Origin of the sequence: Chelatococcus daeguensis (genome assembly GCF_001887265.1) — a bacterium.
GTDB classification, from domain to species: Bacteria; Pseudomonadota; Alphaproteobacteria; order Rhizobiales; family Beijerinckiaceae; genus Chelatococcus_A; species Chelatococcus_A sambhunathii.
Window position 1 is genome coordinate 3,181,466 of sequence record NZ_CP018095.1, and the last position, 26,131, is coordinate 3,207,596.

Sequence of the window (26,131 nt, forward strand, 5' to 3'; positions counted from 1 at the left end):
GGATCCTCCTCAGATCGCCATCCGGCTGATTTCCTGGTACGCCGAAACAACCTTGTCGCGGATCGCGATGGCCGTCTGCAGCGTCTGTTCGGCCGACATCACGGCCTGCACGACCTGCTGGACTGAGGCCTGCCCCTGGATGCCGGAGAGAGCCGTTGCCTCCCCGGTGCGCATGGTCTCCACCGCCTGGCCCGCGACTTGCGCCAGAATCTCGCTGAAATTCGTGGTCTGGCGCACGGTGGCGGCGGCGTTCACCGCCTGCATCGCCGAGAGCCGTGCCTGGGAGATCGACTGCAAGCCGCCGAGGTTCGACGTCAGGGACGAGATCTGGTCAATCATGAGGAGCTTCTCAGCAGGTCGATCGTCATGGAGATCATCGAGCGCGCCTGCTTGATCATCTGCAGGTTCGCCTCGTACGAGCGATTGGCCTCGCGCATGTCGGCCATTTCGATCAGCATGTTGACGTTGGGATATTTGACGTAGCCATCCGCATCGGCAGCAGGGTTGCCCGGCTCGTATTCGACACGGAAGGGCGCCTTGTCCTTGCCGATGCGGTCGACCTTGACGGTCGCGGCACCGAGAGCGCGGTCGAGTTCACCCTTGAAGGTGACGGTCTTTCGCGTATACGGCTCGGCCCCGGCGGTCGAGCCGGTCGACTGGGCGTTGGCGATGTTCTCGGAGACGATGCGCAGACGCACCGACTGGGCCTCGAGCCCCGCAGCGGAAAGACGGGCGGAAGCCTGTAGCGGGTCGATCATCAGGATCCCTTCACGCTCATCAGGTACATGCGGTGGAAAGACCGCACGATATTCGTATTCAACGAGTAGTCGCGGTTGATCTCGGAGGCCTTGAGCATTTCCTGCTCGACGCTGACGCTGTTGCCCGAATGGACGATCTCCCAGCTGTCGCCCTTGCCGACCTTCGTCGTCCTGGCGCCCGCCTCGTCGATGCTGATATGCCGCGCGTTGGTGGCGGCGAGCGTCAGGCGCGTCTTGTCCATGACCTCCTCGAAGGGCAGGACGTCCCGCGCCTTGTAGCCCGGCGTATTGACGTTGGAGATGTTGCCCGAGACCGTCGACTGCCGGACCGAAAGCCAGTCGGCCTGGCGGGCCGCGACCTTGAAGAGATAGACGGGGTCCAACAGAACGCCTCCTGCTGTCGAATGCCGAGGCGTTTATAGGTTGTTAACCTTGCACGAAGCTGTCCGGGACCTTTCCCCGTGGCTCAGCCGCAGAAACTGCGCGCGTTGGGCGTCCAGGCGCCGAAACCGACAGCGACGAGGTTGGCAATGACACGGCAGACGTAGCGCTTCTGCGCTGCATCATTGTTCGGCCCCGCGTGATAGCGCGCCACGGCCATCGTCCAGGTTCCCTCGCGCTCCTTCAACTCCTTGAGAAAGCGGGCGGCATATTCGACGTTGCGGCGCGGATCGAGCATGCTCTCGAGCGAGGGAAAGCGGTCGCTGTGGTAGTGGTGGTTGATCTGCATGCAGCCAAGGTCGATCAGCTTGATGCCGTCGCGACGCGCCTCGTGGAAGCGGCGCACGGCCGCCTGTGCATCTGGCGCAAAATAGGCCGTGCCGTGGATGTTCATGGCATAGGGCTGCATGGAGCCGCGCCGGCCCGTCTCCGTCAGGCCGACGGCATAGAGTACACCGACTGGTACGCCGTACTTGGCGGCGGCCCGGGTGATCTCGCCCTCGCAGACGGAGCCGCCACTGGCGGAAGCGCCCGCGTTAGAGATAGATGCCGCTGCTGCTATCGCGATCAGAAACCCGGCCCGCATGGCCATCGCCCCCTCCCTCACGCCGGGATCCCTGGGCCTGTTCCTCGCCCCGCGACGACGAGGCGCCACGGCCGCCCCCCCAAGTCTCGCCCTGGAACGCCTGCTGGCCAGCAGTCTGCTGACCGCCGCCCTGCTGCAACTGGCCGGAACCGGCATCGGCCGAGCTTATCTGGAGCGTTACCACTTCGGGCCGGTATCCGGCCGCGCGCAGAACGCCGGTGAGCGCCTCGCTGTCGTTCTGCAGCATCTGCACGGTGCGCGCATCGCTGGCGCGCATGTGCACCTCGATGCCATCGCCGACGAGCCGCAGACGCACGCTCACGCTGCCGAGATCGGCAGGATGCAGCTGGATATGCAGGATCCGGACCGGCCCACCTGCGTGCTGCCCCGTCTGCGCCTGATGCGCGGCCATCGTCGCCGCGCCGGATTGCGCATTGCCGGACGCCAGGCTGCGCATTTCCCCGGCGAGCCGCTCGCCGAGCCGCTGCAGCGTCGGGGCCGGCAGCCCCTCCCCCTGCCCGTTTCCTGCGTTCTGTACCGCGACCTTCGGGGCACGCAGTGCAGCTGTTTCGGCCGCCGGAATGGCCTGGCGCCGGCCTTCGCGCAGCGCGACAGGCGGCGCGCTCTCGATGCGTCCCTTCACCCGCGGCAGCGCCTCCTCGACTGGCTCGCCCTCTCCGGTCTGCGGCTTCACCATGCCGACCGGCTCGAAATGCGTCTCGCGCCCGGCCACCGTCATCTTCGGCAAGGGGCGCTCCTTCGGCTGCGGCGCAATGTCGACGCCGAAGCCCTGCTTCGTATCGGTCAGCCGCTGGGCGGCTGCAGGACGCTTGTCGACCTCCGCCTCCTGCAATACCGCGCCGTCCGGCTCGACGGCGGCCTGTTTCGGCCCTGGTCGGTCCGACACCGGCAGGCTCAGCCCTTCGGCCCCGCTTGTCCGCGTGTGGCGAACGCCGCCCTCCACACCACCGCCCGCCTTTCCTTCCGCGTTGTCCGGCAGCGCTTCAGCACCCTCACCCTCGGCGGAGCGAGGATCGAGGGGCCCGGCTTCTTCCCCCGCGCCTGCCGCTTCGCCGAGCCGCTCGACCAGCGCCCGCAGCGATCGTGCGGGCATGGCGTCGGCCCGGTCCTCCGCCTGCGCTGCGGCGCCGCGCGCTCCCGCGCCCTGTACCTTCTCGAGGAGGGTCCTGAAGGCATCCCCCCCCTGCTTGTCGTAAGCCTCGCCCCTCGCGCCACTGTCGGCCGCCACATCGCGCTGGGCCGGCATGCGCAGGAAGGACGGATCGAGCATCGTCATTCTTTGTCTCCCTTCGCCCCTTCGAGCAGGGCATCCACCGCTCCGATGAGTTCCTGCGCCCGCGTGATCGTTGGCGTCGGCTGCTGTACGACGGATGTTGCAACGGGCGTCGGCCGAGCCGGACTGGCGGCCGGCGTCCCCGCCTGCAGCGGCTGCTGGGGATCGGCGGGCGGCGATGCCGCGCGTTGCGGTGCCCGAGCGGAGGGGGGCCGGTTGGCCGGCGTCGGACGGGGTGCCTCAGCGCCAGCCGTCGCCGCAGGCTTCGCGCCAGGGCGCACCTGTCCGGCCTTCGGCTTCGGTTCCTCCTTCTGCTTCGGCTCCGGCGCGATCGGCTCGTCGATCTCGCCCGTTTCCGGCAGGGCAGCCGGCCATTGGCGAATATGCCTTGCGAGCCCTTGCGCAATGTCGAGCAGTTCGAGATCCGCCGCCGACAGGCGCGTGCGATCGATGCGGCGCAACTCCGCGCGCGCTTCGTCATAGCCGTTTTCGGTCACGATCTTGGCTGCAGCCTGATAGAGGCGTGCACGTTCAGCCGTTTCCTCACCCGGACGAGAAAGGGCCAGTGCCTGCCGGGCCGTATGGATGGCCGCCTCGATGCGCCCTTCGTAAACTGAGGCGCGCGAGACGAGCAGATAGAGATCGCGCCGGGTGGCCGGGTCGAGACCCGAGAGCATGCCATCGAGGCGGCCGAACCGGTCCCGATCCTTCGTGAAATCGAGACGCGTCAGAGCGGCGGCGAAACGCTGCTGGAAATTGCCGGCATAGACGGAATGCCGATAGCGGCGCATGTAGCGCTCCGCCAGCATCTCGAAACGATCGAGGTCACCGAGCTGGCTGGCAACAAAGATTTCGCGGCGCAGGGCCGCCTCCTCCACCAGGGTTCCCGGCATCAGCAGGCGGGCAACGGCCAGCATTTCCATGGCCTCGGACGGCTTGTCACGCACCATGAGGGCCGCCTTGACAAGGGCGATCTGCCCGCCGAGACCCGGTGCCAGGCCGCGTGGCGCCACCGGCTGGAGCAGGTTGCGTGCCTCGTCCTCCCGTCCCTCGACATAGGCAAGCGCACCGAGAAGCAGCCGTTCGTCCACATTGGGCCTCTGCTCGAAGCCGAGGAGGTGGCGGATGACACTTGGTTGTCCACCGCTGAGCAGGTAGACGACGGCAGCCCGCGCGTTCCGCGGCTCCTGCCATACCGTCGCCGGCGCCGCCATGAAACGCTCCTCGATCAGCTTGAGAAGGGCACGCTGGCCGGTATGGGCCGCCGTCGAGCCCGCCGCGATCTGATCCTGCATGCGCTGCAGCGTCCGCACCAGCTCGTATGGCTGGGCCTCCATCTCCTCCCCAGCGGCCGGCGCGGCCCCTGCGAGCGCAATGAAGCCGGCAAGAACGGCGGCGGCCAGCGCCCTCACGGGCTCTCCTCCTTGAGGAGAATCTCGATGCGCCGGTTCTCCGCCGCATTCGGATCATCGGGAACCTTCAGCAGCCGGTCCGCATGGCCCTCCACCCGCTCGACCCGGCTGTCCGACAACCCGCCACGCACCAGCATGTAGACGGCCATGTGCGCGCGCGCCGTCGACAGGCGCCAGTTGTCGTAATCCGCCGAGCGGAAGGGGCGGCCATCGGTATGCCCGCGCACGACGACCTTGCCCGGACGCTTCGACAGCGTCTCGGCGATGCGCTGCATGATGCGGACCACCTGCGGCTGCGGCTCGGCCGAGCCGATGGCGAACATGCTGAAATTGGCCTCGTCGGTGAGGCTGATCAGCGTGCCCTCGCCCGACTTCTCGATCTGGAGATGGGGCACGGCCGCCCCCTCGCCGGAGAAGGCCGCCTGCAACTCCTGCCGAAGGGCCGCCAGTTCGTCGCCGGTCTCGGCAACCGCAGCAGCCTTTTCACCGGCCGCGCTCTCGCTCGTCGCGGCCGGGACGCCCGCCGCATCGCGCGCCAATGCGTCCGGTTTGACCCCCTTCGGCGCCTCGTTCACGGTGCGCGGCTCGCCGGGGGTTTCCTCCCGCGCAGGCCGAAGCGGTACCGTGCGCCAGTAGGTCGGATCGAACGGATCGCGGTGGGCCTCGCCGCCGGTGATGCCAATGTCCGCCGTCTCGCCCATGACGAGGTCAACACTCGTCGGGACCGGCTTCGGATCGTTTGTTGCGGCTGTTTCGGAGGCGAGTTGCGCCAGGATGGCGTAAGGATCCTGGAAGAGGGCGCTGTCCTTGTACCGGGCCTGGGGCGCCTGCGCACTGCGGCTGGCAACGCCTTCCCCGGCGCCCGGTCCCTGCTCCCGGGGCTGGCGGCCGTCGTCGGTGCTTGCCCCCGGCCCCTGACCGGGCTGTACGTTGAGCGGCTGGCCCTGGTTGTCCGGCTCTCCGGACGGGTGACCCACGGTCGGGTCGCGCAGACCCTTGCGGTCCGTGACACTGTCGGCGAGCTTGAGCGGGTTGAAATATTTCGCGACCTCGCTGCGGGTCGTCTGGTCGGTCACGTTGATCAGCCACATGACCAGGAAGAACGCCATCATCGCCGTCATGAAATCGGCATGGGCAATCTTCCACACGCCGCCGTGGTGGGCTTCCTCTTCATCCAGTTGGCGCCGGACGAGGATGATTTCGGAAGGGGTCTTGTCGTTCATGACGCGTCCTGCCCAACGGCTGCCGCGAGCTCGGCCGCCCAGTCGGCGAGCCGCGTTTCGATGACCGTGTCGTCGGCGACGACACGCACGTCCGGCCCGGCGCCGGGCACAAAGCGCACGGAGGCCGCCAGATCGCCCAGATGGCTGGCGAGTGCGGCGGCGAGGTCGTCCGACGCACTGATCTCGATCAGCTCGTGCCGTGTCGTCTCTGCCAGGGTGCGCACGGCATCGGCAAGCGCCGCCAGCGAGCGCTGGCGCTGGGCCTGCTCCAGGAATGGCGTCAGCGTCCGCGCCAGCGCGGCCGACAAGCGCGACTGCATGGAATCGAAGGCAGTGTGCATCGCCCCGGCAAGGGCCTCGCCTTCCGTACGCGCCCATTCGGCCCGCGCCGCCGCCAACTGCTCCTGAAACTGCTCGCGCTCCACGCGCAGCTTGTCCTCCCAGGCAGCTTCGGCGGCGGCCCAGCCTTCGTTGCGCCCCTTGTCGAGCGCCTGGGCGATCATGATCTCGGTATCACGTGTCGGCGGTTGCACGAAGGGCGGTGGCCCGGCGCGCCGGGGCGCCGGCTGTGGCAGCCGGCGCTCCTCCGCGTCGAAATCGATGAGAAAGCTGACCAGCGGCGGTCGCGGCATCAGGCGGCATCCTCCTGATACAGCCATTGCTTGAGGATGGCCGCCGCCTGTTCCTCACTGAATTCGACCATCTGCTCCAGCCGGCGCTGCGGCGACTGGTTCATGCGTATGGTGAGCTCCTCGATGAGATTGGCTCCTTCAGCCGGACCGGCGATCTGCGGCACCTCCGTCCCGGGTGGCAGGGCGGGCTCGCCGGTCGCCGCAGCGACTTGCGTCTCCTCGGCTGGCGGACGGGCGAGGATGGCGGCGACGGCCGGCTTCAGACCGAACCAGATGACGAGCAGGGCGACGACAAGGATGGTCGCGGCATTGATGAAGTTGCCGGACTGGCGCACCAGGAGTTCGCCGATGCCGATCGGCGGGACAGGCTCCAGATTGCGCGAATCGGCGACGAAGCTGACGGAGGACACCTTGACCTGATCGCCGCGGTCCGTGATCGCTCCCGCCGCCGATGCGACCAATTGTTCGATCTCCCGGATCTGCTGCGCGATCGCCGCATCGGTTGCGCCCTCGCCGGCCAGCGACGCGAGGCGCTCGCGATTGACGAGCACTGCGATCGACAGCCGTTCGACGCGGTAGCCGTCCCGCACGGTCTCCACCGTCTTGCTGGAGATCTCGTAGTTCGTGACTTCCTCGCGCCGCTGGTTGTCCTCGCTCGACACCTCGCCGCCGTTGGCCTGCACCTGCTCGTTGGGCAGGTTCTGCTGCACGGTCGTCGGGTTCTGGTTGTTGCTGTTCTGCGAGACCTCGGTCTCGCGGATGGTGCGGATCGAGCGCTCCACCCGCGACTCGGGGTCGTAGATCGTCTCATTCGTGCGCGTGCGGTCGGTGTTGAGACGCGCGGCGACGCTGACCTCGAAATTGCTGAGGCCGAGATAGGGAACGAGCGTCTTGCGGATGTTATCCTGGATCTCGAGGCTCACGGTGCGCTCGAGATTGGCCATCCGCCCGGTTGCGGCGCTCGCTGCGTCGTCGCCGGCGAGCACCAGCGTGCCGTCGGTGTTGAGCACCGTCACCTTGTCGATGCTCATGCCCGGAATGGCGGCTGCGACGAGGTGGCGGATGGCGCGCGCGGGCGTGACGCTGTCGGCCGTCTCCGTACGGATGACGACGGAGGCGGAGGCCGGCTGCTCCTCGCGCCGGAAGGAGCCGCGGTCCGGCAGCACGATGTGCACGCGCGCGGCCTTGATGCCGCTCATCGTCTGGATGGTGCGTGCGAGTTCCCCCTCAAGCGCGCGCACGCGCGTCACCTCCTGCATGAAGGAGGTGAGGCCGAGCGAACCGAGATCATTGAAAAGCTCATAGCCGGAATTGGCGCTTTGCGGCAGGCCCTTCTCGGCGAGCAGCATGCGCGCGCGGGCCGTGTTGCCATAGTTGACCAGCACCGACGTGCCGTCGGCACTCACGTCGAACGGGATGCCGGCATCCTTGAGAACGGCGCCCATGCGCGACACGTCCTCGCGTGTCAGGCCGGTGTAGAGCGGCTCCTGTTGCGGGCGGCTGAGGTAATAGGCGCCGAGCCCGACGACGAGGAAGACGGCAAGGCCGATGAAGCCGAGCGCGATCAGACGCCGCGTCCCCAGGTCCCGGATGTTGGCCCAGAGCTGTTCGGCCTGTGCACGAGAGGTCATGAACTGCTTCTTGCTCCTGCCAAAAATGCTCTTGTCGCCCTTGCGATGCGGACCGCTGCGGTTTTGGGCGAGAGACCAATGCCGCGCATCCCGCCGCAATACCTCGGCGCACAACGTCGCGTTGTGGTGCCGCAGTCTCCCGCGCGAACCTTGTCCGGAGGTTGCAAAGAAAAAGGCCGCGCCCGGCGGGCGCGGCCTTTCGCATTCGGCAAAGCGTCAGTATTAGCCGCGGAAGAGCGACAGGACGTTCTGCATGGAGGAGTTCGCGATGGAGAGGGCCTGGATGCCGAGTTGCTGCTGCACCTGCAGCGCCTGCAGCTTGGTGGATTCCTCTTCCATGTTGGCGTCGACCAGCTGGCCGACACCGCGCGTGATGGCGTCCGACAGCGCAGTGACGAAGTCGTTCTGGATATCCACGCGCTTCTTGATGGAGCCGAGGTAGGAGGCCGAGTCCGTCAGCTGGTTGAGGACTGCATCGACGCCCTTCGTGACGTTCTCAAGCTCCGTGAGGTCCGCAGCAGCGTTCGTCACGCCACTGATGTCGAAGGTGAAGACCGAAATCTTCGCGCCGGCAGTGCCCGTACGCTGGGTCACGGCAGTGAACGTGTAGGCAGTGCCGGTATCATCCTCAAGCGCCTCGTCGTAGAGGCCGACCTGACCGTTCGCATCGAACAGGTGCATCTTGGAAATGTCGATGTCGATCTTGTCGATCGTCACGGCACCGCCGGCCCGCGAGAACGAGGCGACGACGGCGCGGGTCGCGTTGTAGGCGGTCGCGCTCGAGTCGACGTCGAGCCAGTTCTCGCCGTTGAACACCGCCGACGAGGCAGAGGCCTTGAGCTGGTTCTGCAGGTCGGTGATCTCGGTCTGCACCTTGGCGCGGTCGACGCCGGCGTCACGGGCAGCGACGAGCTTCTTCTTGATCTCGGTGACGATTTCCTTCGTCGTGTCGAGCGCCGTGTACATCGTATCGATGGTCGCGGCGCCGAGACCGATGGCGTCCTTCACCGCCGAGAGGGCGGCGTTGTCGGACTTCATGGTGGTGGCGATCGACCAGTAGGCGGCGTTGTCCGACGCCGTCGACACGCGCATGCCCGTCGAGATGCGATTCTGGACCGACGAGAGATTCTTGTTGGTGGCCGTCAGCGTCTGCAGAGCAGTCATCGCCGAGGCATTGGTCAGCAAGCTGGACATGGCTTTCGTCCCTTCACATTGAGATGTGGATTGTTTGAAAGGGACATGCCGGGCTCGCACCGGCATAGCGGAGCGGCATCATGCCTTTGAGGGGCGCCGCGGCACAGCGCAGCCTCAATCCGCTATAGGTGAGCCGAGATTAGAAGGGCAAGCTTGTGCGGGGCTTGCGTGGTGGCGGGTGCCGGCACTGCAGGACACAGGGAGCCGATCATCCCTGCCATCCTACATACAAACATCCAGCCTATGACAGCACTGAGCCAGCTATATGTCGTCATGGCCGGGCTTGTCCCGGCCATCCACGCCCCCCAACGTTGCCCGACGGTTCAAGACGTGGATGCCCGCGACGAGCGCGGGCATGACGCCGGGAACCGCCGTTCAGGTATCTTGGCTGGGAGTGCAGCACACCCTGCCTATTCGTCTTGGCCGGGCTTGTCCCGGCCATCCACGCCTCCAACGCTGCTCGAAGTTCCAGGCGTAGATGCCCGCGACAAGCACGGGCACGAGGATGGGAAATGCTGCGCTTCGCAACCCCCGCTCCAGCATCCGTCAATCGAACCGCCGCGCAGCCGTGGCGGATACTTATGGAAGCATCCTCATAGAAAAAGGCCGCGCTTCTTGCGAAGCGCGACCCCTTCACGGTGCAGCTTACCGTCGTCTTAGCGGAAGAGCGACAGGATGTTCTGCGTCGAGGAGTTGGCGATGGAGAGGGCCTGGATGCCGAGCTGCTGCTGCACCTGCAGCGCCTGCAGCTTGGTGGATTCCTCTTCCATGTTGGCGTCGACCAACTGGCCGATGCCGCGCGTCACAGCATCCGACAGCGCAGTGACGAAGTCGTTCTGGATATCCACGCGCTTCTTGACGGAGCCAAGGTAGGAGGCCGAGTCCGTCAGCTGGTTGAGGACTGCATCGACGCCCTTCGTGACGTTCTCAAGCTCCGTGAGGTCCGCAGCAGCGTTCGTCACGCCACTGATGTCGAAGGTGAAGACCGAAATCTTCGCGCCGGCAGTGCCCGTACGCTGGGTCACGGCAGTGAACGTGTAGGCAGTGCCGGTATCATCCTCAAGCGCCTCGTCGTAGAGGCCGACCTGACCGTTCGCATCGAACAGGTGCATCTTGGAAATGTCGATGTCGATCTTGTCGATCGAAACGGCACCGCCGGCCCGCGAGAACGAGGCGACGACGGCGCGGGTCGCGTTGTAGGCGGTCGCGCTCGAGTCGACGTCGAGCCAGTTCTCGCCGTTGAACACCGCCGACGAGGCCGAGCTCTTGAGCTGGTTCTGCAGGTCGGTGATCTCGGTCTGCACCTTGGCGCGGTCGACGCCGGCGTCACGGGCAGCGACGAGCTTCTTCTTGATCTCGGTGACGATTTCCTTCGTCGTGTCGAGCGCGGTGTACATCGTATCGATGGTCGCGGCGCCGAGACCGATGGCGTCCTTCACCGCCGAGAGGGCGGCGTTGTCGGACTTCATGGTGGTGGCGATCGACCAGTAGGCGGCGTTGTCCGACGCCGTCGACACGCGCATGCCCGTCGAGATGCGAGTCTGCGTCGCGGTCATGTTCTTGTTGGTGGCCGTCAGCGTCTGCAGAGCAGTCATCGCCGAGGCATTGGTCAGCAAGCTGGACATGCTTTCGTCCCTTCACATTGAGATGTGGATTGTTTGAAAGGGACATGCCGGATTTGAACCGGCATAGCGGAGCGGCATCATGCCTTTGAGGCGCAAGCTAGGACCGCCTCAATCCGCTATGTTTTCCACCTTAGCTTGCAAATATTACCGGTTTGTTGCCATGCGTGCACGCCAAAAATAGAAGCGCTTCCTCGCCGGCCGGCGAGGAAGCGCCTTCAAGGGGATAAGGGCGTGCGGCAGCTCAGCCGCGGTCGACGAACATGTAGCCCATATAGCGCTTGGCCTCGATCGGGTCGTAGCCGAGCCGCTCGCGCAGCTTCTTGCGCAGCTTGCTGACGTGGCCTTCGACCACGCTCTCTTCCACCGCCTCGTTGTAAAGACCGTAAATGGCGTTGAACAGCTGCATCTTGCTGACGCGCCGGCCGCGTGCGCGCACCAGATATTGCAGGATGTGACGTTCGCGGCGAGGCAACGTCACCGCCTCGCCGTCGATCTCCGGATCGCGGCCGTCGTAAAAGACCTTGAGCCGGCCAATCGTGGTCTTCTCTTCGGCGCTGTTCACGCGCCGCCACACGGCCTCTGCCCTCGCCAGGATTTCCTTTACGTGGACCGGCTTGCGAACCACGTCGTCGATCCCGGCGGTAAAGAGCTCGAGCGTCTGTTCCAGCGAGCGCGTCTCGCTCAACGCGATGATCGGCGCACGGCTGTGGTTGCGGATGAGCTCGGGATAGCTCGAGCGGTCGGCAAAGTCGCCGAGCACGAACCCCTGCACCGCATTGAGATCCACGGTCGATGCCGTCTCCAGCCATTCCCGGAACTCGCCCGAGTAGAAGCCCATGGACGGCACGCCCTCGCGTCCGAAGCTTGCCACATAGCCGGATGTGACAAGTTGCCTTTCGTCAACAACGATATACACAGCCTGACCCCCCAGCCCGTTCGAAAAATCAGTCATCACGCCACACCCGATCAATCAAGATCAGGCACGCAGCACTGATTTACCTTGATAAGGCGACATATATCGTTTGGTCATTACACAATTATAATATCTGCGATTTTATCGTTCTGTAGATATCAGCTCCATATCTCCCCTCTCGTGAGAGAGGAATACGCACTCCACCCCGCACTCGACCGCCGACAGCGACAGGCAATGCCCGGACAAGCCTGAGCACGGAAGATGCCGTCACATGGAGCGACCGATCATCCGTCGACGACACCCAACACGCCGCAGCGATCCTGAAGCCTTGACGACGACACCTGAAACGGCCGCGCCAACAGCGAATCAGCAATTCAAGAATTATTAATCATCCGTTAAGGGTCAATACGTTTTGTATCGATTTGGAATGCATGTGCTGCACTGAGTCATTTTTGCATCGGTCCGCTACAATTATCGCTAAAATTTTAACGGCAGCGCCATGCCACCAGCGCGCGAAAAGCGCTTGAAACGGCCATCTCATCAGCCTTCAGCCGACCCGATGACTTGAGCCCTGGAGTGCGGTGGAGAACGCGCGGGACATCAGCGATGCGGGAACGTCCCGGCAGGGTGTCATGGGCGCGCGGCAGCATCGCGGCCAGCCGTCACCCCCGGCGGGAGCGCACCACCGATGTGACTGCCGCGCTCCAGGCGACGTGGACGGCGCGCGTCACATGCCCGTCGCCGGACTGCAGATCGACGAGGCCCGAGCGCATGACCTTGCGCACGATGCGCAGGTAGCCGCGGCCCTGGCTGGTGATCACGACGGCTTCCCGACCGATGAGGTTACGCGGACTATCCCCCGTTCGGTCACAGACAACGATGTCGCCGGGATCGTAGCGCGGCTGCAGCGCCGTCCCGGCGATCCGGAAGCCTATGGCCTGTGGCGACATGGCGACGGGCGTCTCGACGCTGAAAACCGCACGCGGCGGCCCCGCCCTCAGCCGGGGCCGGACGCTGCCGCCGTCGCCGACCTCCCCGGCGATGTCGAGATGGTGTCGCCGGGGATGTCGGCCCTCCCCGGTCAGGAGCCAGGCGAGACTGACGTTGAGACACGCCGCATAATGCTCGGCAACGGCAGACCGAATGCCGCGCAAGCCGTTCTCATGGGCGCGGTAGGTCACCTCACTCCAGCCGAAGGCCCGCGCCGCCGCAGCCGCACTGGCAAAGCCCGCGCGGCGCCGGGCCGCCCGGAGGCGCTGAGCGATGCTGTTCTCGGAATTCATTCCGGCCCCCGGCAGGAGGAGGCCCAGCAGGAACGAGACGCCGCAGGACGACGCAACTTCCGCCCCCCAATCGTCGAGGGCATCCGCTCGAAGTCGAGCCGCGCCCATCTACAAGTCTCTGATATTAAAAGTTGCTGCCAGGCAAGACAAGCCGGACCGGCAGCAGCCTGCCAGACCGTCTCGGACCAGCAGAAACCATCGGATTTACACGCTTAAAATACAAAGTGGCACGCCCTGCCCCCGGCAGGGCGTGCGCCACAGGCCCATTCGAACGAATGCGCAGAGGATTACTGCTCAGCGAAGACCGCCTCGATCTTGCCTTTCAGTGTCTGCGCATTGAACGGCTTGATGATGTAGTTGTTGACGCCGGCCTTCTTGGCAGCGACGACGTTCTCGGACTTCGCCTCGGCGGTCACCATGATGAAGGGCGTGTGGGCGAGCTTCTCGTCGGCGCGGACCTGCTTGAGCAGTTCGTAGCCAGTCATCGGCTCCATGTTCCAGTCGCTGATGACGAGACCATAGTCGCGCTCCTTCATCTTGGCGAAGGCCTCGGTGCCGTCGGCCGCCTCGTCGACATCCTGAAAGCCGAGCTGTTTCAACAGGTTGCGGATGATGCGAACCATGGTCTTATAATCGTCGACCACGAGGATCGGCATCGAAAGATCAAGCGCCATAGTTCACTCCACCGCTTTGCACTTTGTTGACAGGGGCGCATTTCGCTGCGCGGAGACTCTTGCAGAAAACTTGCACGAAGCTTGCATGACGGAAGCCGGACCGTTTGCCTTGGTTGAAGCCGAGCACGTATAGTAACGCCCTGAATTGACCAATCCTTAAAAAGGGAGGTGCCGATGACTGCGGGCCATCGGCCGTTTCGCATCGAATCCATGGTCGAGACCGGTTTCGGCGACACACTCATGGGGAGCCCGGCGGTGTCGGCGCAGCTCGAACAGATCACGCAGCAGCTCGCCGAGTTGCGCACTCTGGTCGAAGCCATCAACAGCCGCGACGAGCGAATCGGTCAGATCTCGGAAGGTGGCGCCTTTTGGCAGGATGTCGACGCCATCCAGCGCAGCATCCAGAGGACGAAGCTGGAGCTCGCGACACTTCATGCCAAGGGTCTGCGTGGCGAGCAGAAGAGCCGCGTGACAGACGAGCTCGACGCCGTCGTCTCGGACACCGAGAGCGCCACGGAGACGATCCTCTCCTCGGCGGAGGCCATCAACGACGCCACAGGCGTGCTGATGGAGCAGCTCACGGGCGAGCAGCAGGAACTCGCCAACCACATCTACGAGCAGGTTATCCGCATCTTCGAGGCCTGCAACTTCCAGGATCTCACCGGCCAGCGCATCGGCAAGGTGGTCGGCACGCTCAAGTTCATCGAGGAGCGTGTCGCCAGCATGATGGAAATCTGGGGCGGGCCGGACAGCCTCTCGAGCCTTGCCGAGGCCGAGGTGGAGGAAGAGGAGGAGAAGGGCGACGAGGCCTTGCTCAACGGGCCGCCGCTCGCCGGCGACATGAACGTCGTGTCGCAGGACGACGTCGATTCCCTCTTCCGCTGAAGAGCATCCCCACTCTCATTTCCCTTTCGCCATCGGACATCTGCTGGCGGCGGCATGAACGGCCGCCGCCAGGTACGGCCGCTCATGCCGGCTGTCCACTGACGGCGCTCGCGGGCCCGGCATTGACTCTCGCGTTCTCCTGAGTCGTTATAGAACGAAACAGGAACAAAAATCATGAGCGCGGTGCAGGATACATTGCAGGCGCTGCGGCGGAGCATTGCCGCGATCGAACCGGCGGCTTCCGAAACAGGCCGGCGCTTCACATGCGGGGCGCCGGCCGTGGATGGGCTGCTGGGCGGCGGCTTCCTCCGGGCCGCGGTGCACGAGATCTTCGCGCACGAGGAGGCGGATGCCGGCGCCGCTGCCGGTCTTGCCGCCGCCCTTGCGGCGCGAGCCGCGGCGGATGACCGCCGCGTAGTCTGGGTGCGGCAGGGTTTTTCCGTGGCGGAAACCGGCGCGCTTCACGCGCCGGGCCTTGCCGCCCTCGGGCTCGACCCGGGCCTGCTCGTCGTGGTGACGGGGCCCGATGCCACCTGCGTGCTGCAGGCGGGGGCGGAGGCCTTGCGCTGCCCGGCGCTCGGCGCCGTCGTCATCGAGCCGTGGGGCGACCCGAAATCCCTCGACCTGACGGCGAGCCGCCGCCTCGCGCTCGCGGCCGAGCAATCCGGTGTTCCCGCCCTTCTGCTGCGCATCGCGGCGACGCCCCGGCCGAGCGCGGCGGCGACACGCTGGTCGGCCGCCGCCGCCCCGTCCCGGCCGCTGGCCGCCAACGCCCCCGGCCATCCCGCCTTCGACATCACCTTGCTGCGCCATCGCGCCGGCCTTGAGGGCCGCCGCTGGCGCCTGGAGTGGCACCGTGAGCACCGTCTCTTCCGCGAGCCCGCGCCGCTATCTCGCCCTGTGGTTCCCCTTCCTGCCGGCCGACCGGCAGCGCCGGACCTCGCCCCCCTCGCCCGCACAGGCTGAGGCGCCGCTCGTCCTCGTCGAGAAGGTCTCGAGCGCGCTGCGCCTTGCCGCCGTCGACCGGCAGGGGTTCTTGCTCGGCCTCACCCCCGGCCTCACCCTGGCTGATGCGCGCGCCCGCATTCCCCATCTCGTCGCGGTGGACATGGACCGCGCGGCCGATGCCGCCCTGCTCGCCCGCCTCGCCGATTGGTGCGACCGCTATACGCCGCTCGTCGCCATCGAGGAGCCCGACGGCCTCGTGCTCGACATCACCGGCTGCGTCCATCTCTTCGCCAGCGAGGCCGGCCTGCGCCGGACGGTGATGCAGGGCCTCGCCCGCGGTGGCCTGACCGTGCGGGGCAGCGTCGCCGGCACGCCCCAGGCGGCAGCGGCGCTCGCCCGCTTCGGCCGCAAGGCGCTCGGGCGGCACGACATCGTCCCGCCCGGCGAGGAGGAGATGGCGGTGCGGCCGCTGCCGGCGGCCGCGCTCGGCGTCTCGCCGGAAGTACTGCTCGCCCTCACCCGGGCGGGGCTGAAGACCGTGGGCGACCTGGCGGAGCGCCCGCGCGCGCCGCTTGCCGCCCGCTTCGGCGCGGACCTGCCGGTCCGTCTCGCGCGTATCCTGGGCCAGGAAGACATCGGCATCTCGCCGCGCCGGCCGCTGCCACCCTGCCTCGTCGAGCGGCGCTTCGCCGAGCCCGTGGCCCGCGAGGAGGACATCGACGCCGCCCTCGCCGGGCTCGCCCACCGCGCCGGCCGCATCCTCGCGGAGCGCGGCGAGGGCGGACGGCGCTTCGAGGCCGCCTTCTTCCGCGCCGACGGGCGGGTCACGCGCCTTGCGGTCGCCACCGGCCGGCCGGCGCGCGACGCGGCCGTCGTCATGCGCCTGTTCCGGGAGCGGCTCGCGGCGCTCGCCGATCCCCTCGACCCCGGCTTCGGCTTCGACCTGCTGCGCCTTGCCGTCACGGCCTGCGAGCCGCTCGGCGAGAGCCAGGTGAGCCTCGACGGGCGAACGGTCGAGGACGAGGAGGTCGCCGCCCTCATCGATCGGCTCGGTGCCCGCTTCGGCGCCGCGGCCGTCCTCCGCCCGGCCTTCGTCGACACGCATATTCCCGAAAGGGCCGTGCGCATGGTGCCGGCGGCTCTCGACGACGACGGGACGGCGCCACCTTGCGGCTGGCCCGTCGAGCGGCCGGCCGATCCCCCGGCGCGGCCGGTCCATCTCTTCGATCCGCCACAGCCCATCGAGGCGCTTGCCGAGGTGCCGGACGGGCCGCCGCTGCGCTTCCGCTGGCGGCGCGTGCTGCACGAGATCGCCCGCGCCGAGGGACCGGAGCGGATCGCGCCCGAATGGTGGCGCGACGAGGCGGGTGAGGAGCCGACGCGCGACTACTACCGCGTCGAGGATGCGAGGGGACGGCGCTTCTGGGTCTTCCGCCAGGGCCTCTTCGGCGAAGCGCCCGCCCCGCGCTGGTTCCTGCACGGGATCTTCGCATGAGCGCTCATGCCCCAATGCCGGCGGCAGCCTATGCCGAGCTTGCTGTCACCACCAATTTCTCCTTCCTGCGCGGCGGCTCCAAGGCCGGGGACCTCGTCAAGCAGGCGCTCCTCCTCGGCCTTGCCGGCATCGGCATCGCCGACCGTAACACGGTCGCCGGCGTGGTGCGGGCCCATTCGGCGCTCGAGGAGATCAGGACGCTTCTGCAGGAACAGGGCAAGACGCTGCCTCCCTTCAGGGTCGTCGTCGGTGCCCGCCTCGTCTTCGCCGACGACACGCCCGACATCCTCGCCTATCCGGTGAACCGCACCGGCTGGGGGCGCCTGTGCCGCCTCCTCACCATGGGCAAGCTGAAAGCGGACAAGGGCGAGTGCATCCTCACCCGCGCCGATCTCGTGGCCGATGCGCGGAACCTCCTCCTCATCGTCATGCCCGGCCAGCCCGAGGGCATGTCCCTCGACATCCTCCGCGAACTGAAGGAAGCCGCTCCGGGCGCCACCTGGCTCGCCGCCGCCATGGCCCATGGCGGCAGCGACCGGCGCGACCTCGCCGGGCTGAAAGCGATCGCGGCCCGGGCCGATGTGCCGCTCCTCGCCGTCAACGACGTGCTCTATCACGAACCCGCCCAGCGTCCGCTGCAGGACGTGCTGACCTGCATCCGCGAGGGCGTCACCATCCACACGGCCGGGCGCCTCCTGGCCGCCAATGCCGAGCGGCACCTGAAGCCCCCGCAGGAGATGGCGCGGCTCTTCCGCGATGCGCCTGAGGCGATCGGCGAAACGCTGCAGGTCCTCGACCGTATCGACTTTTCGCTCTCCGAACTGAAATACGACTATCCGGAGGAGCCGGTGCCGCCCGGCAGGACCCCACAGGACTGGCTCGAGGAGCTGACCTGGCGCTGCGCCGCCTTGCGTTATCCGCAGGGGATATCGCAGAAGGTGGAGAAGCTCCTGCGGGAGGAACTCGCCCTCATCGCCGAACTCGATTATGCGCGCTACTTCCTCACCATCCGCGACATCGTGCGCTATGCGGAGGATCATGGCATCCTCTGCCAGGGGCGCGGCTCGGCCGCCAATTCCGCCGTTTGCTACGTGCTCGGCATCACCGCCGTCGACCCGGAGGATAACGACCTCCTCTTCGCCCGCTTCATCTCCAGCGAGCGGCGCGAGCCGCCGGACATCGACGTCGACTTCGAGCATGAGCGGCGCGAGGAGGTGATCCAGCACATCTACGAGCGCTACGGCCGCGACCACGCCGGCATCGCCGCCACCGTCATCAGCTACCGCCCGCGCAGCGCCATCCGCGAGGTGGGCAAGGCGCTCGGCCTGACGGAGGACGTGACCGCCCGCCTCGCCGGCACGGTCTGGGGGAGCTGGGGCTCGCCGATCGCCGACAAGCACATCCGCGAGGCTGGGCTCGACCCGAAGAACCCGGTGATCCGCCGCGCGGTCGACCTTGCGACGCAACTCCTCGGCTTTCCCCGCCATCTCTCCCAGCATGTCGGCGGCTTCGTGCTGATGCGCAGCCGCCTCGACGAGACGGTGCCCATCGGCAATGCCGCCATGGACGAGCGCACCTTCATCGAGTGGGACAAGGACGACATCGACGCCGTCCGCCTCATGAAGGTCGATGTGCTCGGCCTCGGCATGCTCACCTGCATCCACAAGGCCTTCGATCTTCTGCGCAGCCACTGCGGCCTCGACCTCGATCTCGCCGCCGTGCCGAGGGAGGATCCCGCCGTTTACGACATGCTTTGCAAGGGCGATTCCATCGGCGTCTTCCAGGTGGAGAGCCGGGCGCAGATCAACATGCTGCCGCGCCTCAAGCCGAGGGAATTCTACGACCTCGTCATCCAGGTCGCCATCGTGCGCCCCGGCCCCATCCAGGGCGACATGGTGCATCCCTACCTGCGCCGGCGAAACGGCGAGGAGGAGGTCAGCTATCCCGCTCCCTCGCCAGAACATGGCCCGCCGGACGAACTGAGACAGGTGCTCGGCCGCACTCTCGGCGTGCCCCTCTTTCAGGAGCAGGCCATGAAGATCGCCATGGTGGCGGCCGGCTTCACGCCCGAAGAGGCGAACGGCCTGCGCCGCGCCATGGCCACCTTCCGCCATGTCGGCACCATCCATACCTTCGAGAAGAAGATGGTCGAGGGCATGGTGGCGCGCGGCTACGAGCGCGCCTTCGCCGAGCGCTGCTTCAACCAGATCAAGGGCTTCGGCGAATACGGCTTTCCCGAGAGCCACGCCGCCTCCTTCGCCAAGCTCGTCTACATCTCGGCCTGGATCAAATGCCACCACCCGGCCGTCTTCGCCTGCGCTTTGCTCAATTCCCAGCCCATGGGCTTCTATGCCCCGGCGCAGATCGTACGCGATGCGCGCGAACACGGTGTCGAGGTGCGCAACGTCGACATCAACGCAAGCGTCCACGACAACACGCTCGAGAAACGCCCGGACGGCGCGCTCGCCCTGCGGTTGGGGTTTCGCCAAGTGGACGGTTTCAGCGCGGACTGGTCGAAGGCGCTCCTGGCCGCGCGCGGGGTCGGCTACGACAGCGTCGAAGCTCTGTGGAAGCGCGCTCGCCTGCCGCAGCGAGCCCTGAAGATCCTCGCCGATGCCGATGCCTTCCGCTCCATCGGGCTCGACCGGCGGGAGGCCCTGTGGGCCGTGCGCCGCCTGCCCGACGACGCGCCCCTGCCGCTCTTCGCCGCCGCCGCGGCACGCGAACTGGCGGACGAAACCGATGCCGCCCTGCCGGCCATGCCGCTGTCGGAACATGTGGTGGCCGATTACCAGATGCTGCACCTGTCGCTGAAGGCTCACCCCATGGCCTTCCTGCGCGAGGGCTTCCGGCGCAAGGGCGTCAGGACCACGGCCGAGATCGCGGCCCTGCCGGACGGCGCTTTCGCCAAGGTCGCCGGCGTCGTGCTGGTGCGCCAGCGCCCCGGCAAGGGCAACGCCATCTTCATGACGCTGGAGGACGAGACGGGCATCACCAACGTCGTCCTGTGGACGCGGCGCTTCGAGCGCTTCCGCCGGCAGGTCATGAGCGCGCGGCTCGCCCTTGTTGCCGGGCGGGTGCAGAAGAGCCCGGAGGGCGTCGTCCACCTCATGGCCGAGGTGGTGGACGACCGCTCGCAGGACCTTGCCGCGCTGTCGCAGGCGCACGAGGCGCGCACGACGCTGTCGCGCGCCGACGAATCCGCCCATCCACAACATCCGCGCTCCGCGGGCCATCCGCGCAACGTGCGCATCCTGCCCAAGTCGCGCGATTTTCACTGAGCACCGGAGAAGGATGCGACACCTCCCCCCGCGCAGGAAAGATGCCCACACCCCGGTTGCTGCAACTGCCGGACGCACGGGCGCGCAGCAAACGGGCATCGCTCTGCCCAAAAAATCATCAGCGCGTTTGTCGATCGGGCCCCGCCTGCAGCCTGCGCGCCGCCGGCGCGGCTGGCACGGGGCTTGCTGCCCTCCCGAGGCAACAATCATCCGGGGGTGGAGCAACGACAATGCGAAATCGTTTCCAGAAGATACTCGCAACGCTCGCGACGGCGGCGACAATCGCGTTGCCGGCCGCAGGCGCCAGCGCTCAGGACGTCATCAAGGTCGGCATCCTGCATTCGCTCTCGGGCACCATGGCCATCAGCGAGACGACATTGAAGGACGTGATGCTGATGCTCATCGAGGAGCAGAACAAGAAAGGTGGCCTCCTCGGCAAGAAACTCGAAGCCGTCGTCGTCGACCCAGCCTCCAACTGGCCGCTGTTCGCCGAGAAGGCGCGCGAACTCCTCACCAAGGACAAGGTGGCCGCCACCTTCGGCTGCTGGACCTCCGTGTCGCGCAAATCCGTCCTGCCCGTCTTCGAGGAGTTGAACGGCATCCTCTTCTACCCCGTCCAGTACGAGGGCGAGGAATCCTCCCGCAACATCTTCTACACGGGCGCCGCGCCCAACCAGCAGGCCATCCCCGCCGTCGACTACCTGATGGAAAACGAGGGCGTCGAGCGCTGGGTGCTGGAGGGCACGGACTACGTCTACCCGCGCACGACCAACAAGATCCTCGAGGCCTATCTCAAGGCCAAGGGTGTCAAGGACGAGGACATCTCCGTCAACTACACGCCCTTCGGCCATTCCGACTGGCAGACCCGCGTCGCCGACATCAAGAAGTTCGGTTCCGCCGGCAAGAAGACGGCGGTCGTCTCCACCATCAACGGCGACGCCAACGTGCCCTTCTACAAGGAGCTCGCCAACCAGGGCATCAAGGCCACCGACATTCCGGTCGTCGCCTTCTCCGTGGGCGAGGAGGAGCTCGCGGGCATCGACACCAAGCCGCTCGTCGGCCATCTCGCCGCCTGGAACTACTTCCAGTCCGTCGACACGGCCGAGAACAACGATTTCATCGCCAAGTGGAAGGCCTTCACCAAGAACGACAAACGCGTCACCAACGACCCGATGGAGGCGCATGTCATCGGCTTCAACATGTGGGTGAAGGCGGTGGAGAAGGCCGGCTCGACCGATCCCGACGCCGTCATCGACGCGCTCATCGGCGTCTCTGTGCCCAACCTCTCGGGTGGCTATTCCACGATGATGCCGAACCACCACATCACCAAGCCGGTGCTCATCGGTGAGATCCAGGAGGACGGCCAGTTCTCCGTCGTCTCGCAGACGCCGGGCCTCGTCGTCGGCGACGAGTGGTCGGACTATCTCGACGGGTCGAAGGACCTCATCGCCGATTGGCGCGCCCCGCTCTCCTGCGGCAACTTCAACGTCAAGACCGGCAAGTGCGGCGGCCAGGGCCCAGTCGCCCAGTAGGCGCCCGACGCACCAGGCCGGCGGCATCCAGGCCGCCGGTCATTCTCCCGAAAGACGCGCGATGTCACGCCTCCTCTGCCTCATCCTTGCGCTCGCCTGCGGCCTTTTTGCCGCGCCGGTCTGCGCGGCACCGGCCGATACCGGGGACGCGCTCCTCCTCATCGCCAGCGGCCGCTTCCCCGACATTGAGAAGGGCGTCGCTCTCCTCGCCCGTTCGGGCGATGCCCGCACGCAAGCCATCATTGAGGCACTGCGCGACGGCCGCCTCGCGGTCGCCGCCGACAAGCGCGTGGTCATCGAGGGCGCGAACGGCGGCTGGTCGGACGCGGCGACGGGGGAAGCCCTTGCCGAAGCGCCTCCCTCGCCCAAGGCCGTGCGCCTCAACAACCGCATCCGCCGCGCCGTCGAGGCCGCGCTCGGCGCCCTGACATTGATGGCGCCCGACGCCGCCGCCCGCCGCCAGGCGGCCGAAGCAGTCTTCCGCTCGCGCGATGCCACTGCCCTCGCAACGCTCGACGAGGCCATCGCCCGCGAGGAGGTCGCCGGCATCCGGCGCCTAATGGGCGAGGCCCGCGCCGCCATCCTGCTCGGCGATGCCGGAGCCTCGGACCTTCAGAAGATCGAGGCCGTCGACATCCTCGTCACACGGGCCGACCAGGATGCGCTCGCGCTCCTGCGCGCTGCCGCCGCGCAGGGATCGCCGACGGTGCGCGAGGCTGCGGAAGGCGCCATCACCGCCGTCGAGCGGCGGCTTGCCGTGCTGTCGATGCTGCAAAATGTCTGGTACGGCCTGTCGCTCGGCTCCGTGCTGCTGCTCGCCGCCATCGGCCTCGCCATCACCTTCGGCGTCATGGGCATCATCAACATGGCCCACGGCGAGATGGTGATGATCGGCGCCTACACCACCTTCGTGATCCAGGAGCTGGCGCGCACTCACGCCCCCGGCCTGTTCGACTGGACGCTGCCGCTCGCCATCCCCATGGCCTTCCTCGTCGCCGCGCTCGTCGGCGTGGCGATCGAGCGCGGCATCATCCGCCATCTCTACGGCCGCCCACTGGAGACGCTGCTCGCCACCTGGGGCGTCAGCCTCATTCTCCAACAGACGGTGCGCTCCCTCTTCGGGCCGACGAACCGCGAGGTGGGCGCCCCCTCCTACATGGCCGGCGCCTTCGACCTCGGCGGCCTTACCATCACCTACGGCCGGCTCTGGATCATCGTCTTCAGCTTCGCCGTCTTCTCGGCCCTCATCGTCGCGCTGAAGGCCACCTCTTTCGGCCTCAAGATCCGCGCCGTGACGCAGAACCGGCGCATGGCCGCCTCGATGGGTATCCGCACACCATGGGTCGACACCATGGCCTTTGCGTTGGGCTCGGGCATCGCCGGGGTAGCCGGGGTGGCCCTGTCGCAGATCGATAACGTCTCGCCCAACCTCGGCCAGAGCTATATCGTTGACAGCTTCATGGTCGTCGTCTTCGGCGGCGTCGGCAACCTGTGGGGCACGCTCGTCTCGGCGCTCACCCTCGGCATCGCCAACAAGTTCCTCGAGCCCTTCGCCGGCGCCGTGCTCGGCAAGATCCTGCTCCTCGTCTTCCTCATCCTCTTCATCCAGAAGCGCCCGCGCGGGCTCTTCGCCCTCAGGGGACGGGCGGTGGAAGCATGACGCGACGCCCCATCCTCCTTGCGATGCTCGACGGCAAGGGCGCCATCTTCCTCGGTGTCCTCGCCGCCCTCGCCGTCCTCGTGCCGCTGTCGAACCTCTTCTTGCCGGAGACATCGCCGCTGCACGTGCCGACCTATGCGGTCTCGCTCCTCGGCAAGTATCTCTCCTACGCGCTGCTCGCCCTGGCGCTCGACCTCGTCTGGGGCTACTGCGGCATCCTCTCGCTCGGCCACGGCGCCTTCTTCGCCCTCGGCGGCTACGCCATGGGCATGTATCTCATGCGCCAGATCGGCCCGCGCGGTGTCTACGGCCACCCCGTGCTGCCGGACTTCATGGTCTTCCTCAACTGGCAGGAACTGCCCTGGTACTGGTCGGGCTTCGACATCTTCCCCTTGGCGGCCCTGATGGTGCTCGCCGTGCCGGGCCTACTCGCCCTCGTCTTCGGCTGGCTCGCCTTCCGCTCCCGCGTCACGGGCGTCTATCTCTCCATCATCACCCAGGCGATGACTTTCGCCCTGATGCTCGCCTTCTTCCGCAACGACATGGGGCTCGGCGGCAACAACGGCCTCACCGATTTCAAGGATATCCTCGGCTTTTCCGTGCAGGCGCAGGGCACGCGGCTTGCGCTCTTCGTCGCGACGGTCATCGCACTCGCTCTCGGCTATGGCGTGGCGCGCTACATGGTCACCTCCACCTACGGGAAGGTGCTCATCGCCATCCGCGACGCTGAATCCCGCACGCGTTTCCTCGGCTACCGGGTAGAGCACTACAAGCTCGTCGCCTTCACCGTCTCGGCCATGATGGCGGGCGTCGCCGGCGCACTTTATGTGCCGCAGGTCGGCATCATCAACCCGAGCGAGTTCTCGCCCGCCAACTCCATCGAGGCGGTGGTGTGGGTCGCCGTCGGCGGCCGCGGCACACTTGTCGGCGCGGCCCTCGGCGCCGTCGTCGTCAACATGGCGAAATCCTGGCTGACCGGCGCTCTGCCGGAGCTGTGGCTCTTCGCCCTTGGTGCGCTCTTCATCGTCGTCACGCTCTACCTGCCGAAGGGCATCGTCGGCACGCTCTCCGAGCGGCGGGAGAAGCGCAAGGCGATGGCCACGGCAAAGACCGCCGGGATCGCGGCCGAGGCGGCGGAGTGAAGCGATGACCAGCCCCACCCTCACTAACACCGTGCTCTATCTCGACGGCGTCTCCGTAACCTTCGACGGCTTCCGCGCCATCAACAAGCTCTCGCTCGCCATAGCGCCGGGCGAGATGCGCGCCATCATCGGCCCCAACGGCGCCGGCAAGACGACGATGATGGACATCATCACGGGCAAGACACGACCCGACGAGGGCGAGGTCTTCTTCGGCGGCATGATCGACCTCACCATGCTCGACGAGGCCGAGATCGCGGCACTCGGCATCGGCCGCAAGTTCCAGAAGCCGACGGTGTTCGAGAGCCACACGGTGGCCGACAACATCCGCTTGGCGCTCGCCGGCGCGCGCTCGCCCTTCTCGGCCCTCTTCGGCGCCCGCAACCGCATCGCCGAGGAGCGCATCGACACCATTCTGTCGACCGTACGCCTCACCGAGCATCGCGGGCGCCTCGCGGCCGATCTCTCGCACGGCCAGAAGCAGTGGCTCGAGATCGGCATGCTGCTGGCGCAGGATCCGAAGCTCCTGCTCGTCGACGAGCCCGTCGCCGGCATGACCGACGCGGAGACCGCCGAGACGGCGCATCTGCTCAAGGAGATCGCCCGCGAGCATTCGGTCGTCGTCGTCGAGCACGACATGGCCTTCGTCCGCGACCTCGGCTGCAAGGTCACCGTCCTGCATGAGGGCTCGGTGCTGGCCGAAGGTTCCATCGACGCGGTCTCGGCCAACGAGCGCGTCATCGAAGTTTATCTCGGACGGTAGAATGCCATGCTGAGCGTCGATTCCATCGATCTGCACTACGGTGCCGCCCAGGCGCTGCGCCGGGTCTCGCTCGACGCAGAGGCGGGCAAGGTCACCTGCGTGCTCGGCCGCAACGGCGTCGGCAAGACCTCGCTGATGCGCGCCATCGTCGGCCGCCAGCCGATCTCCGCCGGCCGCATCGGCCTCGACGGCGCGGACATCTCGCGGCTCGAGCCCTATGATCGTGCCCGCCGCGGCATCGCCTTCGTGCCGCAGGGCCGCGAGATCTTCCCGCTGCTCAGCGTGCGCGAGAACCTGGAGACCGGCTTTGCGCCCCTGAAGAGCGGCGACCGGCACGTGCCGGACGAGATCTTCACGCTCTTCCCCGTGCTGAAGGACATGCTCGGCCGGCGCGGCGGCGACCTCTCCGGCGGCCAGCAGCAGCAGCTCGCCATCGCGCGCGCGCTCGTCACCCGCCCGAAGGTGCTGGTGCTCGACGAGCCGACGGAGGGCATCCAGCCCTCCATCATCAAGGACATCGGCCGCGCCATCGACTATCTTCGCGGCAAGGGGGACATGGCGATCGTGCTCGTCGAGCAGTTCTTCGAGTTCGCCCGCGACCTGTGCGATACCTTCGCCGTCATGGAGCGCGGCCAGATCGTCCTTTCCGGCACGCGCGACACCATGGTGGAGGACGATGTCCGCCAGCGCCTTGCGGTCTGATATGCGGTCCGACATGGGCCACGCCGGCGCGGCTCCGGCCGCATCTGTCCCCGGCGTGCC

General features: G+C 67.0%; 23 protein-coding genes. 9 read left to right on the top strand and 14 right to left on the bottom strand.

Annotation, left to right across the window (positions count from 1 at the left end):
* Positions 1 to 9 precede the first annotated feature (9 nt).
* From BOQ54_RS15145 to BOQ54_RS15210, 14 genes are all read right to left on the bottom strand, one after another.
* Positions 10 to 339 carry a flagellar hook-basal body complex protein FliE gene (locus BOQ54_RS15145; protein ID WP_055457854.1) on the bottom strand — a complete coding sequence of 110 codons (330 nt, stop codon included), beginning with the start codon at positions 337 to 339 and terminating at the stop codon, positions 10 to 12.
* A complete protein-coding gene (gene flgC / locus BOQ54_RS15150; RefSeq protein ID WP_055457855.1) occupies positions 336 to 758 on the bottom strand; it encodes a flagellar basal body rod protein FlgC in 423 nt (140 codons plus the stop codon). Before flgC ends, BOQ54_RS15145 begins: the two co-directional genes overlap by 4 nt.
* Positions 758 to 1,141 carry a flagellar basal body rod protein FlgB gene (gene flgB / locus BOQ54_RS15155; RefSeq protein WP_055457856.1) on the bottom strand — a complete coding sequence of 128 codons (384 nt, stop codon included), beginning with the start codon at positions 1,139 to 1,141 and terminating at the stop codon, positions 758 to 760. Before flgB ends, flgC begins: the two co-directional genes overlap by 1 nt.
* An 83-nt stretch (positions 1,142 to 1,224) precedes the next feature.
* Entirely contained in the window at positions 1,225 to 1,791 is a 567-nt protein-coding gene (locus BOQ54_RS15160) for a transglycosylase SLT domain-containing protein (RefSeq protein WP_096335227.1), read from the bottom strand.
* Complete coding sequence (locus BOQ54_RS15165) at positions 1,736 to 3,082, bottom strand: flagellar hook-length control protein FliK (RefSeq protein WP_071924201.1); 1,347 nt, start codon at positions 3,080 to 3,082, stop codon at positions 1,736 to 1,738. Before BOQ54_RS15165 ends, BOQ54_RS15160 begins: the two co-directional genes overlap by 56 nt.
* Positions 3,079 to 4,491, bottom strand: coding sequence for a hypothetical protein (locus BOQ54_RS15170; protein ID WP_055457858.1), 1,413 nt, complete (start codon positions 4,489 to 4,491; stop codon positions 3,079 to 3,081). Before BOQ54_RS15170 ends, BOQ54_RS15165 begins: the two co-directional genes overlap by 4 nt.
* Entirely contained in the window at positions 4,488 to 5,714 is a 1,227-nt protein-coding gene (locus BOQ54_RS15175; protein WP_055457859.1) for a flagellar motor protein MotB, read from the bottom strand. Before BOQ54_RS15175 ends, BOQ54_RS15170 begins: the two co-directional genes overlap by 4 nt.
* Entirely contained in the window at positions 5,711 to 6,346 is a 636-nt protein-coding gene (locus BOQ54_RS15180) for a hypothetical protein (protein ID WP_055457860.1), read from the bottom strand. The genes BOQ54_RS15175 and BOQ54_RS15180 overlap by 4 nt, the downstream gene beginning before the upstream one ends.
* On the bottom strand, positions 6,346 to 7,977 hold the full coding sequence (gene fliF, locus BOQ54_RS15185) for a flagellar basal-body MS-ring/collar protein FliF (protein WP_063187202.1): 1,632 nt from the start codon (positions 7,975 to 7,977) through the stop codon (positions 6,346 to 6,348). The genes BOQ54_RS15180 and fliF overlap by 1 nt, the downstream gene beginning before the upstream one ends.
* A 222-nt stretch (positions 7,978 to 8,199) precedes the next feature.
* A complete protein-coding gene (locus tag BOQ54_RS15190; RefSeq protein ID WP_071924202.1) occupies positions 8,200 to 9,171 on the bottom strand; it encodes a flagellin in 972 nt (323 codons plus the stop codon).
* Between the two features lie 656 nt (positions 9,172 to 9,827).
* Positions 9,828 to 10,796, bottom strand: coding sequence for a flagellin (locus BOQ54_RS15195; protein ID WP_071924203.1), 969 nt, complete (start codon positions 10,794 to 10,796; stop codon positions 9,828 to 9,830).
* 241 nt (positions 10,797 to 11,037) lie between these two features.
* Complete coding sequence (locus tag BOQ54_RS15200) at positions 11,038 to 11,712, bottom strand: response regulator transcription factor (RefSeq protein ID WP_055460507.1); 675 nt, start codon at positions 11,710 to 11,712, stop codon at positions 11,038 to 11,040.
* A 659-nt stretch (positions 11,713 to 12,371) separates the two neighbouring features.
* Positions 12,372 to 12,992, bottom strand: coding sequence for a helix-turn-helix domain-containing protein (locus tag BOQ54_RS15205; protein WP_071924204.1), 621 nt, complete (start codon positions 12,990 to 12,992; stop codon positions 12,372 to 12,374).
* Between the two features lie 287 nt (positions 12,993 to 13,279).
* Complete coding sequence (locus BOQ54_RS15210; protein ID WP_055460505.1) at positions 13,280 to 13,666, bottom strand: response regulator; 387 nt, start codon at positions 13,664 to 13,666, stop codon at positions 13,280 to 13,282.
* 174 nt (positions 13,667 to 13,840) lie between these two features.
* Here BOQ54_RS15210 and BOQ54_RS15215 point away from each other — a divergent pair, with 174 nt between their 5' ends.
* The 9 genes from BOQ54_RS15215 (at position 13,841) to urtE (ending at position 26,071) form a co-directional block, all read left to right on the top strand.
* Complete coding sequence (locus tag BOQ54_RS15215) at positions 13,841 to 14,551, top strand: protein phosphatase CheZ (RefSeq protein WP_082464887.1); 711 nt, start codon at positions 13,841 to 13,843, stop codon at positions 14,549 to 14,551.
* A 174-nt stretch (positions 14,552 to 14,725) separates the two neighbouring features.
* Positions 14,726 to 15,517 carry an ImuA family protein gene (locus BOQ54_RS15220; RefSeq protein WP_055460503.1) on the top strand — a complete coding sequence of 264 codons (792 nt, stop codon included), beginning with the start codon at positions 14,726 to 14,728 and terminating at the stop codon, positions 15,515 to 15,517.
* Positions 15,408 to 16,994: a Y-family DNA polymerase gene (locus tag BOQ54_RS15225; RefSeq protein WP_186437994.1), complete on the top strand. Its 1,587-nt coding sequence runs from the start codon at positions 15,408 to 15,410 to the stop codon at positions 16,992 to 16,994. The genes BOQ54_RS15220 and BOQ54_RS15225 overlap by 110 nt, the downstream gene beginning before the upstream one ends.
* The gene (locus BOQ54_RS15230; RefSeq protein WP_071924205.1) at positions 16,991 to 20,275 is read left to right on the top strand and encodes an error-prone DNA polymerase; all 3,285 of its coding nucleotides are present in this window, start codon (positions 16,991 to 16,993) and stop codon (positions 20,273 to 20,275) included. Before BOQ54_RS15225 ends, BOQ54_RS15230 begins: the two co-directional genes overlap by 4 nt.
* Positions 20,276 to 20,505: 230 nt before the next feature.
* Positions 20,506 to 21,807: an urea ABC transporter substrate-binding protein gene (urtA, locus tag BOQ54_RS15235; RefSeq protein WP_071924206.1), complete on the top strand. Its 1,302-nt coding sequence runs from the start codon at positions 20,506 to 20,508 to the stop codon at positions 21,805 to 21,807.
* Positions 21,808 to 21,868: 61 nt separating this feature from the next.
* Positions 21,869 to 23,467 (top strand): urea ABC transporter permease subunit UrtB, encoded by a 1,599-nt coding sequence (gene urtB / locus BOQ54_RS15240; protein WP_071924207.1) that lies wholly within the window; start codon positions 21,869 to 21,871, stop codon positions 23,465 to 23,467.
* Positions 23,464 to 24,609: an urea ABC transporter permease subunit UrtC gene (gene urtC, locus BOQ54_RS15245; RefSeq protein WP_071924208.1), complete on the top strand. Its 1,146-nt coding sequence runs from the start codon at positions 23,464 to 23,466 to the stop codon at positions 24,607 to 24,609. Before urtB ends, urtC begins: the two co-directional genes overlap by 4 nt.
* A 4-nt stretch (positions 24,610 to 24,613) precedes the next feature.
* On the top strand, positions 24,614 to 25,369 hold the full coding sequence (urtD, locus tag BOQ54_RS15250) for an urea ABC transporter ATP-binding protein UrtD (protein ID WP_063187051.1): 756 nt from the start codon (positions 24,614 to 24,616) through the stop codon (positions 25,367 to 25,369).
* 6 nt (positions 25,370 to 25,375) lie between these two features.
* A complete protein-coding gene (urtE, locus tag BOQ54_RS15255; protein ID WP_071924209.1) occupies positions 25,376 to 26,071 on the top strand; it encodes an urea ABC transporter ATP-binding subunit UrtE in 696 nt (231 codons plus the stop codon).
* Positions 26,072 to 26,131: the final 60 nt, after the last annotated feature.

Excerpts from the sequence above, each read along its gene's own strand:
- BOQ54_RS15145 (WP_055457854.1), bottom strand. The coding sequence starts at position 339 with ATGATTGACCAGATCTCGTCCCTGACGTCGAACCTCGGCGGCTTGCAG.
- flgC (WP_055457855.1), bottom strand. The coding sequence starts at position 758 with ATGATCGACCCGCTACAGGCTTCCGCCCGTCTTTCCGCTGCGGGGCTC.
- BOQ54_RS15160 (WP_096335227.1), bottom strand. The coding sequence starts at position 1,791 with ATGGCCATGCGGGCCGGGTTTCTGATCGCGATAGCAGCAGCGGCATCT.
- BOQ54_RS15165 (WP_071924201.1), bottom strand. The coding sequence starts at position 3,082 with ATGACGATGCTCGATCCGTCCTTCCTGCGCATGCCGGCCCAGCGCGAT.
- BOQ54_RS15175 (WP_055457859.1), bottom strand. The coding sequence starts at position 5,714 with ATGAACGACAAGACCCCTTCCGAAATCATCCTCGTCCGGCGCCAACTG.
- BOQ54_RS15180 (WP_055457860.1), bottom strand. The coding sequence starts at position 6,346 with ATGCCGCGACCGCCGCTGGTCAGCTTTCTCATCGATTTCGACGCGGAG.
- fliF (WP_063187202.1), bottom strand. The coding sequence starts at position 7,977 with ATGACCTCTCGTGCACAGGCCGAACAGCTCTGGGCCAACATCCGGGAC.
- BOQ54_RS15190 (WP_071924202.1), bottom strand. The coding sequence starts at position 9,171 with ATGTCCAGCTTGCTGACCAATGCCTCGGCGATGACTGCTCTGCAGACG.
- BOQ54_RS15195 (WP_071924203.1), bottom strand. The coding sequence starts at position 10,796 with ATGTCCAGCTTGCTGACCAATGCCTCGGCGATGACTGCTCTGCAGACG.
- BOQ54_RS15205 (WP_071924204.1), bottom strand. The coding sequence starts at position 12,992 with ATGAATTCCGAGAACAGCATCGCTCAGCGCCTCCGGGCGGCCCGGCGC.
- BOQ54_RS15210 (WP_055460505.1), bottom strand. The coding sequence starts at position 13,666 with ATGGCGCTTGATCTTTCGATGCCGATCCTCGTGGTCGACGATTATAAG.
- BOQ54_RS15215 (WP_082464887.1), top strand. The coding sequence starts at position 13,841 with ATGACTGCGGGCCATCGGCCGTTTCGCATCGAATCCATGGTCGAGACC.
- BOQ54_RS15220 (WP_055460503.1), top strand. The coding sequence starts at position 14,726 with ATGAGCGCGGTGCAGGATACATTGCAGGCGCTGCGGCGGAGCATTGCC.
- BOQ54_RS15230 (WP_071924205.1), top strand. The coding sequence starts at position 16,991 with ATGAGCGCTCATGCCCCAATGCCGGCGGCAGCCTATGCCGAGCTTGCT.
- urtA (WP_071924206.1), top strand. The coding sequence starts at position 20,506 with ATGCGAAATCGTTTCCAGAAGATACTCGCAACGCTCGCGACGGCGGCG.
- urtB (WP_071924207.1), top strand. The coding sequence starts at position 21,869 with ATGTCACGCCTCCTCTGCCTCATCCTTGCGCTCGCCTGCGGCCTTTTT.
- urtC (WP_071924208.1), top strand. The coding sequence starts at position 23,464 with ATGACGCGACGCCCCATCCTCCTTGCGATGCTCGACGGCAAGGGCGCC.
- urtD (WP_063187051.1), top strand. The coding sequence starts at position 24,614 with ATGACCAGCCCCACCCTCACTAACACCGTGCTCTATCTCGACGGCGTC.
- urtE (WP_071924209.1), top strand. The coding sequence starts at position 25,376 with ATGCTGAGCGTCGATTCCATCGATCTGCACTACGGTGCCGCCCAGGCG.